Source organism: Pantoea sp. Mhis (assembly GCF_009830015.1).
In genome coordinates this window covers 101,811-112,136 of the sequence record NZ_SZZX01000004.1, presented here as the reverse complement: position 1 = coordinate 112,136, position 10,326 = coordinate 101,811, and the positions used below count along the sequence as shown (strand labels likewise).

The 10,326-nt window shown below is 26.4% G+C and carries 6 protein-coding genes and 1 pseudogene; 4 read left to right on the top strand and 3 right to left on the bottom strand.

Annotated elements, in window-relative coordinates; all coding sequences use genetic code 11:
- Positions 1–2,660 precede the first annotated feature (2,660 nt).
- A complete protein-coding gene (locus FD727_RS02430) occupies positions 2,661–3,539 on the bottom strand; it encodes a DMT family transporter (protein ID WP_159938570.1) in 879 nt (292 codons plus the stop codon).
- 112 nt (positions 3,540–3,651) lie between these two features.
- Between FD727_RS02430 and FD727_RS02425 the strand changes: the two genes are divergently transcribed.
- The 4 genes from FD727_RS02425 (at position 3,652) to zapD (ending at position 7,097) form a co-directional block, all read left to right on the top strand.
- Complete coding sequence (locus FD727_RS02425) at positions 3,652–4,113, top strand: Lrp/AsnC family transcriptional regulator (protein ID WP_159938569.1); 462 nt, start codon at positions 3,652–3,654, stop codon at positions 4,111–4,113.
- Between the two features lie 480 nt (positions 4,114–4,593).
- Positions 4,594–5,487: a carboxylating nicotinate-nucleotide diphosphorylase gene (gene nadC / locus FD727_RS02420; RefSeq protein ID WP_159938568.1), complete on the top strand. Its 894-nt coding sequence runs from the start codon at positions 4,594–4,596 to the stop codon at positions 5,485–5,487.
- Between the two features lie 253 nt (positions 5,488–5,740).
- Positions 5,741–6,349, top strand: a complete 609-nt coding sequence (gene coaE, locus FD727_RS02415) for a dephospho-CoA kinase (RefSeq protein WP_159938567.1) — start codon at positions 5,741–5,743, stop codon at positions 6,347–6,349.
- A gap of 4 nt (positions 6,350–6,353) precedes the next feature.
- Positions 6,354–7,097 carry a cell division protein ZapD gene (gene zapD, locus FD727_RS02410; protein ID WP_159938566.1) on the top strand — a complete coding sequence of 248 codons (744 nt, stop codon included), beginning with the start codon at positions 6,354–6,356 and terminating at the stop codon, positions 7,095–7,097.
- A gap of 310 nt (positions 7,098–7,407) precedes the next feature.
- Here zapD and FD727_RS04165 read toward each other — a convergent pair whose 3' ends face one another.
- A complete protein-coding gene (locus FD727_RS04165) occupies positions 7,408–7,479 on the bottom strand; it encodes an SEC-C metal-binding domain-containing protein (protein ID WP_370515962.1) in 72 nt (23 codons plus the stop codon).
- A gap of 54 nt (positions 7,480–7,533) precedes the next feature.
- Positions 7,534–10,032, bottom strand: a pseudogene (secA, locus tag FD727_RS02405) (preprotein translocase subunit SecA); the annotation flags it as partial.
- Between the last annotated feature and the right edge of the window lie 294 nt (positions 10,033–10,326).

The window sequence follows — 10,326 nt, the reverse complement described above, 5'->3', positions numbered from 1 at the left end:
GTGGTCCAGTGGTTAGCGTAACCAACTACTGAGCCCAAGTTCGCGGGTTCAAACCCGGCAGGTGGCCCTAGGATTTTTTTAAGGGAGTAAAAAATCCTGAGTTACGCCGTCCTTCGGAAGGGACGTTTAACGGGGGTCCCGAGCCTGTACGATGTCAGGTACTCGTTAAAAATCCCGGTCCTAATTAATCCTGGATAGGGAAAATTTAGAGCTCCCACTGTAGCATGGTCTAATTAGCCATAGCAGCATAAAATGACCATAAATGAACAAACAAACAAACAATAGAAATTAAAATCGTCCATACACCGCTAGTCCCATTTACCCGTATTATTTTTTATTAAATTCAGTTACCAGGTGAGTAATTGATTGGTATCATTAATAATCTCGTCAACTTCACTACTATAATATAAATATATTTATAAATTTATTATTTAATGAAAAGATTTTATTTTATAAAGTTTGAAGTGTCTAATGCTAAATAAATATAAAAAAATTATTTAATAATATACATTCAACTTATGTATTTTTATAACTGTATATTTCTTATTTAGAAAGAGATGGTAATGAATTTAATCATCATATATCAAAATAAAAAATTTTATTTTAGAAAATTTTTACCTTTTAAAAAACATTAAAAATTAATAACACAAACAATAAATTTGTAAATAAATTTAACTAAGTATTTTTTTTGTTAAGACATATAGATTTCTTTGACTTTTAAAATCAATATTTAACCAAATAAATTAATCGATATCCTCAAATATTTTTTGACTACTACCTTTTATCATAAAGATTTCTTAATAAGAAATATAAAATATAAATATTTTTTTAATTTTTATATAAAAATATATTAATGACATAAATAAATATTTTAGAAGAAAACATATATAATCAAACCGCTTATTAAATAACTTTTATTATATTTTAATTATCATATTAATAATAATATTTATCTATTAAAATTAATAATATAACCAACTATTTATCATCAATAGTATTCAATAAAAACTTAATTATATATATTTCAATTTTAGATCTATAATCATAGTATTGAAGTTAACGTGTAACCACATCAAAATAATATGTTTAATTGAATATTAAAAAATCTACATACTAGCATAATTATGATTCAGTGTTCATACATAGTAATCTATTCTTATTAATGCTTCAGTGATTAGAATGTTGCTCAATTAATTATTTTATTATATACGGTTACTAATGTTATTATTTTACTTACTATGAAACAATGGCATTAGATTATTCTAAGAAAACCTATTGCTGCAAGTTTGATGCATTGAGCTTACAAATATTGAGAATAATTTATAAATTTTGTTTATGGATGAAGTTATTGATAATACTAGATATTAATCTAGACGTTAGAACTCACCGTAGCAATTAAATATACTATTTAATGTGGATATTCAAATTTATTTATTTTAAATATCATAATCTTAAATTTAGTATCAATATACTAAATTTAGTTAAAGTAAAATGTTTGGTATAACAGGATTTTATTAATTATTATAAAAGTATTTGCGCTTATAAACAAATAATATTATTTGGTAGTTGATTGTTCTGTACTGATAGATAAGGTACATAAGTTTTAATTAGTAACTTTACGAGCTAAATTGGTTTTTATACATATGGTATCATTAATTGGATTGATAATGATATTTCAATTATTATTATTTTTGGAAGATTAGAATTCATAGCTATAATTACAATAAATTACAATAGAAATTAAATATTAAAAATTAAATAGTAATATGGGGTATAATTATATTATAAATAGTATTATGGATACATTTTACACAAGATACTAGTTAAGTTGCTTTGATTTCTTATCAATTAGATTATAAGTAAATAACTAATAGTATTAGTAATAACTAATCATAATCACTGATTTATCTATCAGATTATAATAGATGTATATTTTATAATAAAAGTACTTTGTACGCTTTACATTACAAATAAGCTACAAAAGAGCACCATTAAAGTTAGATAATCATGATATAGCAATCATTGCGAGTTGTATTTATATTAACTATTAAAATGTATAATCATTAATTTTATATCCCATGAATTTTAATTTCTTAGTTTTATTAGTATTCTTTACATTAGTTATTAACTCGGCAATAATTAGCTACCTATAAAGTTAATAAGAGACAAGGACACAAAGATAGTATAATAATAAAATAGAGCTATATATTATAAAGGCAATTATATGTGCCTCATATTTATGTTTGCTAAACTGATTATTATTGTTATCAACCAATACTCAATAATAATGTATGTATATTTAATCTTAATATAACTAAAAATATTTTAATATTATCTCTTATTTTAATATAATAACACGCTAAAATTTTCTAGCTGTTTAAATATAAAATTACAATATTAAGTATAATTTTGAAATATTCATATTGATCTTATTAGAATTAATGTTTTAACTATAGATTTAATTTACATACATATATATTATGGTTCTTGATAATCCTTTAAGATTTGAACACTTTAGAATAAAAAATATTTCTTAATTCTAAGTTTGTAACTGAATTAAAATACTTACTGAATAATTTTAATTATAAAAAATCAGTTGATAAAAAGTTAACTTAATATATATAAATATATTAAGTTATTAACCACAATAGGATAATGCTTTATACAGCTTTTCTTGGCAAAAGAGTAATTATTATCCCTAATGCTAAAGGAATTAACATTAATTTAGACTTTATTAACATGCTACTACCATAAATATAATTTTCCATACCTACAGCAATTAAAGGAAAAATTAGGAAAACGAGCGAAGCTTGAAAAGCTTTAGCTTTCTTTTGGAGCAAAAAATAACACATTATACCAGATACTCCAGCAAATACACCAAGATAAATAATAGATAATATTGAATATACCGAAAAATTTTCAATTTGTGGCTTTTCAAATATCCAACCTAACATAGAAAGTATTATACCTGCAAAAAAACAAGGTAATGCATTAAAGGTAACTATAGGCACAGTACAACTGTTTTTCTTACATACAGTATATACTACTGCATGCATAATTAATGCAATGACGATTGCAAAAATACCTTGCCAATTACTTTCTGTACTTATTCTTGATTCATTTATTAAAATATTCAATAAAGCAGCTAGGGCTATCGTTAAACCTAAAATTTGAGTTAAACTTATTTTTTCGCATAACAATATAACAGATGTTATTAACATAATTATGGGCATATTAGCAAATATAATTGATGCAACTCCTGAACTAATATACATTTCACCATAAATCATTAATGAAAAAGGAATAGCAAAATAAAATAATGAAACTAAGAGTTGGAAAAAACGATATCCTATAGGAAAGATTAAAGGTTTTTTTGTTATCCATGCAATAAATATTAAAAATGGCGAAGCACATAGAAATCTCATACCAGTTGCAAAAATTGGAGGAACAGTCTCAATAGCAATTTTCATTGCTAACCATGTTGTTCCCCAAGTTAAAGCAACTATTATAAATAGAAATGATATAATAATCTTTTGCATATTTTATCTCAGCTAAAAGATTAATGTAACTTTTTATTAGAAGAAAAATATTGTTTTCTTAGTTAATTTTTTATAAATTAAGAGAGAAATTTTCTCTTAAGGAGAAAAAAATGTGTTAGATAAAAAAGATAAACAATTATTGAGATTATTACAACAAGATTGTAGTCTATGTTTGCAAGATCTTGCAATTGCTGTTAATTTGACTCCTAATCCATGTTGGAAACGTATAAAACGTCTTGAAAAAGAAGGAATTATTAATTCAAGGGTAGCATTATTAAATAAGTATAAATTAGGATTAAATCTTACTGCGTTTGTAATGATTAAAGCTCAAAATCATAATTATAATTGGCATATTAATTTAATATCGCAAGTTCATCATATGACAGAAGTAATTGGTTTTTTTCGTACAACTGGTGAATTTGATTACTTATTGCAGGTAGTGGTAAATGATATAAAAGATTATGATAATTTTTATAAAAAATTAGTAAAATCAATAAATGGTTTAAGTGTAGTTACATCTAGTTTGGCTATGGAAGAAATAAAATATATAACCCAACTTCCTTTAAAAGATTAGTTAAATATAACAATTTTAGTATAAAATAAAAGATATTTAATAATATATAAATGTGTCAAACATTTAATATATAAATATTATTTAATGATAACTTAATACATTCATTACATGATTAAGTATATTCAACTTTATACTCATTTGATTATGCTTATCAAGCATTAGTAAATTAATTAATTAATAAATATTAATAATTATTCTTCTATAATTTTGCATAAAGTATTTAAAAATTATTAATCTATTAGATTAATTACAAATTATAAACTAAATATTTTATATAACTAATTACCAATAAATTCATTAGTGTAATAATTTAAGCTTAATTAATAAAAATATTTTTATTATTAATCGTGTAATATTAAAAAATTCAATATTTTGAATTTGTATACATACATATAGTAAATTAAATACTAAAATTGGTATAATTAAAATATGGTCATAAATAAAATATTTTTATTTAAAAATAATATAGAGTTATAAGAAATGTCATTACGCTGTTATGATCTGAATCTTCGTCATCAAAAACTAATTAAACGCATGGAGCAAGATATTCCTGAAATTGTTTTAAAAGCACTTCAAGAAGATCTAGGTGGTGAAGTAGACGCAACTCGCGATATTACTGCACTATTGTTACCACAGAGACAACAAGCAAAAGCAAGGATTATCACGAATGAAAACGGAATATTTTGCGGTAAACGTTGGGTGGAAGAGGTATTTATACAACTTGGTAATAAGGTAACTATAACTTGGTATATTCAAGATGCGCAAGCAATAAAAACTAATCAGTTACTTTTTACTCTTGATGGTCCAGCACGTTTATTGTTAACTGCAGAAAGAACTATACTTAATTTTATACAGACGTTATCTGGTATAGCAACTGTAGTTAATCGTTATGTTAATTTACTAATTGGTAGCAATACCAAATTACTAGATACTCGCAAAACTTTACCTGGTTTACGTACCGCTATTAAATACGCAGTGCTATGCGGTGGAGGTAATAATCATAGATTAGATCTTTCAGATGCTTTTTTAATAAAAGAAAATCATATTATTAGTAATGGCTCTATACATAATGCCATCAAAAAAGCATCTTGCTTATATCCAGATTTACCAATTCAAATTGAAGTTGAAAATCTAAAAGAATTAAAAAAGGCAATTGACGCTGGTGCTGATATTATTATGTTAGATAATTTTAATATCAAGAGAATTCATGAAGCTATAATTATTACTAATAAACGAGCATTACTAGAAGTTTCTGGTAATATTACTGAAATAATGTTATCAAAGATTGCTCGGCTAGGTATCGATTATATTTCGGTTGGCACATTAACAAAAAATATAAGTGTGTTAGATTTTTCTATGCGTTTTTATGTATGATTGCAAATATTAAAGCAATATATTTTACACTATATACATTATAGATTTCTTATTCTAAGATAATATCAAATTTTTTATTAATATATTGCTATAAAATAAATATAGTAAAAATGAATTTATCAACAGTAATAGGTATATATTAATAGTCGCAGTTTTCATAGTATATATATCAATAATTCCATAATAATTTTTTAGAGTAACTGATCCTTTATATATGAAGATTAATATGATATATATTTTATAGGATACCTTTATGTCTTTTGAAGTTGCACTTACTGGCGGAATTGGTAGTGGTAAAAGTACTATTACTAAAATATTTAAATCACTTGGTGTAAATATTATCGATGCTGATATCATAGCCAAAGAAATAGTAAAACAAGGCTCAAATGCTTTCCATAAAATCGTTAAACATTATAATAAATCAATTTTAACTAAAGAGGGTACATTAAATCGTTCTAAATTACGAGATATTATTTTTTATCAACCAGAAGAAAGATATTGGCTAAATAACTTACTTCATCCATTAATTCAATTATATACACAAAAGATAAAAACATTAACTACCTCACCTTATATACTTTGGATAGTACCATTGCTATTAGAAAATAATTTACAACATTTAGTCGATCGGGTGTTGATAATTGACGTAGATGAAAATACGCAAATACAACGCGCTAAAAAACGAGATAAAGTTCACTTCAAACAAATAGAAAATATTATTGAAATACAATCTAGCCGTGAGTATCGACTTACTTATGCAAATGATATTATTGATAATAACGGTTCTTTAAAAAATATTTTACCACAAGTTATTGCACTGCATCAATATTACTTACGGCTATCAGAAATTGCACAGGATTAACATCATGAATACAATTGTGCTATTTGAACATCCTTTAAACGAAAAGATGCGTACTTGGTTACGTGTTGAATTTCTGATGAAGCAATTATATGAAATAGTGCCAGTAAGAAATGTAGTATCCGTACTAAGTATTTTCCGTATTCTTAGTGATTTATTAGATATTTTTGAACGGGGTGATTTAAGGAGTGATCTTCTTAAAGAACTGGAACGTCAGCAACAAAAATTATATTGTTGGATAAATGTTCCAGGTGTAGATAAAAAACTTGTTCATCAATTACAAGAACGACTAAAACAGCAATCTAATGAATTAATAAATGTAGTACGTATAGGTCAACAATTAAGAGAAGAACGTTTAATTTCGTTAGTGCGACATCGACTTAATATTCCTGGAGGATGTTGCAGTTTTGATCTACCTAATTTACATATATGGCTTCATCAAGAAGAATCATTACGAGATGTACAAATTAAAAGTTGGCTTGCTTCATTAAACCCAGTTTATAATAGTCTTAGTACTATTCTTGAACTTATTAGACAATCAGGAATGTTTCGCCAACAAACAAGTTTAAATGGATTTTATCAAAATAATGCTGAAGGATCTGATTTATTGCGCCTTCAATTAACATTAGAAGATGCGCTTTATCCTCAAGTATCTGGACATAAAAATCGTTATGCTATTCGTTTTTTACCTATTGATACGGAGGTAGGTGAAATACCAACTCATTTAGATTTTGTATTAGCTTGCTGCTAGCAAAGAAGGAAAATTGATGCATAAGAAAAAATTATCTTGCCCACCATATCCAAATTGTGAAAGATGGTTTTTGAAGATGAAAATTTAAAATTTATAAATTTTTATAGTAAGTATTATCAATCAATTAAATTAGAAAAATTACTAATAGCAATAAAAGGAATTTCTAATTATTTTGAAATGTGTGAAAAATAATAGGCAATAAAGTTTATGGATACATTTACGTTGATAGATATACTGAAGCAAAGAGAAAAAATATGTTTGTATTAAAACATATTCAACAGATATATATTTAGTTATCAACTAAATACCTTTAAGTCAAACGACCATGACACTGTTTATATTTTTTTCCTGATCTGCAGGGACATGGATTATTACGGCCAATGTTTATGTAATATTGTTTTTCTTTTTCTTTTAATTTGTCTAAAATACTATTTACTTGTATTTTACTAAGAGTGCTGATAACTTCATATTTTAATGAATCTAGCATAGTAGAAAACATAATAAATGATTCACGTTTATATTCTTGCTGAGGATTTTTTTGTGCATAACCGCGCAAATGAATCCCTTGACGAAGATAATCCATTGCTGCTAAGTGTTCTTTCCATAAAGAATCTAATGTTTGCAACATGATACTTTTTTCAAGATTTTGCATTATTTCTGCGCCGATTTGTTTTACTTTATTTTCATACTTTTCAGTAGCACTAAATACAATACGCTTTAATAAAGTATTTGAGTACAAATCTACCTCTTTATTTAATAATTCTTCTTCAGAAATAGATGGTAATTCTAAATTAAAGTCAGTATGCAAACATTCTTTAAGTCCAGGTAAATCCCAGTTATCTTCTCCATACGATAAAGGCATATAATTATTTATAATAGATTTAAATACATCTTTACGGATATTTTTAATAGTTTCAGAAATATTGGATACATCTAATAATTCATTTCGTTGTCTATAAATAGCATGACGCTGATCATTTGCTACATCATCATATTCCAATAATTGCTTGCGAATTTCAAAATTACGATTTTCAACTTTGCGCTGTGCATTGGCAATTGCTTTAGTTACCCACGGGTGTTCAATTGCTTCTCCTGTATTTATACCCAATTTACGCATCATACTTGCGACACGATCTGAAGCAAAAATACGCATTAAAGCATCTTCCATCGACAAATAAAAACGAGATGAACCAGGATCACCTTGTCTTCCAGCACGACCACGTAATTGATTATCTATACGCCGTGATTCATGACGCTCAGTGCCAATGATATGTAATCCACCTGCAGTTAAAACTTGATCATGACGTTTTTGCCATTCTAGTTTTATTATTTGAATTTGTTCTTTAGTAGAATTATTTAATGCTGCTACTTCACTGTGCCAACTACCACCTAACATAATATCAGTACCACGTCCTGCCATGTTAGTAGCAATGGTCACAGCAGCTGGTCTTCCAGCTTGTGCAATAATATGTGCTTCACGTTCGTGAAATTTAGCATTTAAAACATTATGCTTAATATTAGCACGAGTTAATTCTTTAGAAATAATTTCAGATTTTTCGATTGAAATGGTACCTACTAATACTGGCTGTCCAATAGCAATACATGTACGAATATCTGCTATAATAGCATTAATCTTTTCTATTTCTGTCATATATACTAGATCTGCCTTATCTTTACGTATCATTGGCCGATTAGTAGGTATAACAACAGTATCTAAATTATAAATTGATTTAAATTCAACAGATTCAGTAGCAGCTGTTCCTGTCATACCAGATAATTTTTCATAAATACGAAAATAATTCTGAAACGTAATAGAAGCTAAGGTTTGATTTTCACTATGAATTTTTACACCTTCCTTAGCTTCTATAGCTTGATGTAATCCATCAGACCATCTACGACCTTTCATAGTACGCCCAGTATGTTCATCAACAATAATAACTTCACCATTATTTAATATATAATCAACATCTCTGGCAAATAGAGAATGAGCATTAAGTGCTGCATGTACATGATGCATCAACATGATATTTTTTGATGAATATAAAGATTCTCCTTCTTGCATAATTCCCTGACGAACTAATAATTCTTCTATTTTAACAAGACCACGTTCAGTCATATACGTTTGTCTTATTTTTTCATCTTTCCAAAAATCACCATTACCATGAAATGTATCAGAGTCTTCTTTTTCTTGACAAATTAAATAAGGAATAATTTTATTTACTTTTATATAAAGTTCAGAACTATCTTCTGAAGGTCCAGAAATTATGAGTGGTGTACGTGCTTCATCAATTAAAATAGAGTCAACTTCGTCAACTAATGCATAATGAAGTTTGCGTTGTACACGTTCTTCTGGAAGAAAAGCCATATTATCACGTAAATAATCAAATCCGTATTCATTATTAGTTCCGTAGGTAATATCAGCAAGATAAGCTGCACGTTTAGATGTAGGTAACATACCAGATAAATTAATTCCTACTGTTAATCCGAGAAATTCAAATAAAGGACGATTGTTTTCAGCATCGCGTTGTGCTAAGTAATCATTAACAGTAATAATATGTACACCTTTACCACTAAGTGCATTTAAGTATGCGGGTAGTGTAGCTGTTAAAGTTTTGCCTTCACCTGTGCGCATTTCAGCAATACAACGCTCATTTAAAACCATACCACCAATTAATTGAACGTCAAAATGACGCATACCAAATATGCGCTTACTTGCTTCTCTTACAGTAGCAAAAGCTTCTGGAATAAGATCTTTAAGAGTTTCACCCTTTTCTAATCTTTGTCTAAATTCTGAGCTTTTCATTTTTAATCTCTCATCTGAAAGATTTGCAAAAATCGGCTCAATTTTATTGATACAATCTACCATCTTGCGCATACGGCATAGTACATGATCATTTTTACTACGAAAAAGTTTTGTTAAAACTTTAATTAACATAATAGATCTTCTTAATTTTTATAATTTAATTAACTGTAGAATTTAAAATAGAAACAAATTAAAAATAAATATATAGGTAATAGTAATTCAGTATAAATATTAATTTAATATTAAATTAATAGAATCTACATATTACTATAATGATACATTTTAGTAAAAAACAATTTACTTTATTCAAGTACAAGTTAAATAATATATATTACGGTATGATTATAAAATATAAACCTAATAAAGAGCTCTGTTAACTTTCGATTGAAGATCATATTTTAATACATTACTTATTCATTATGAAAA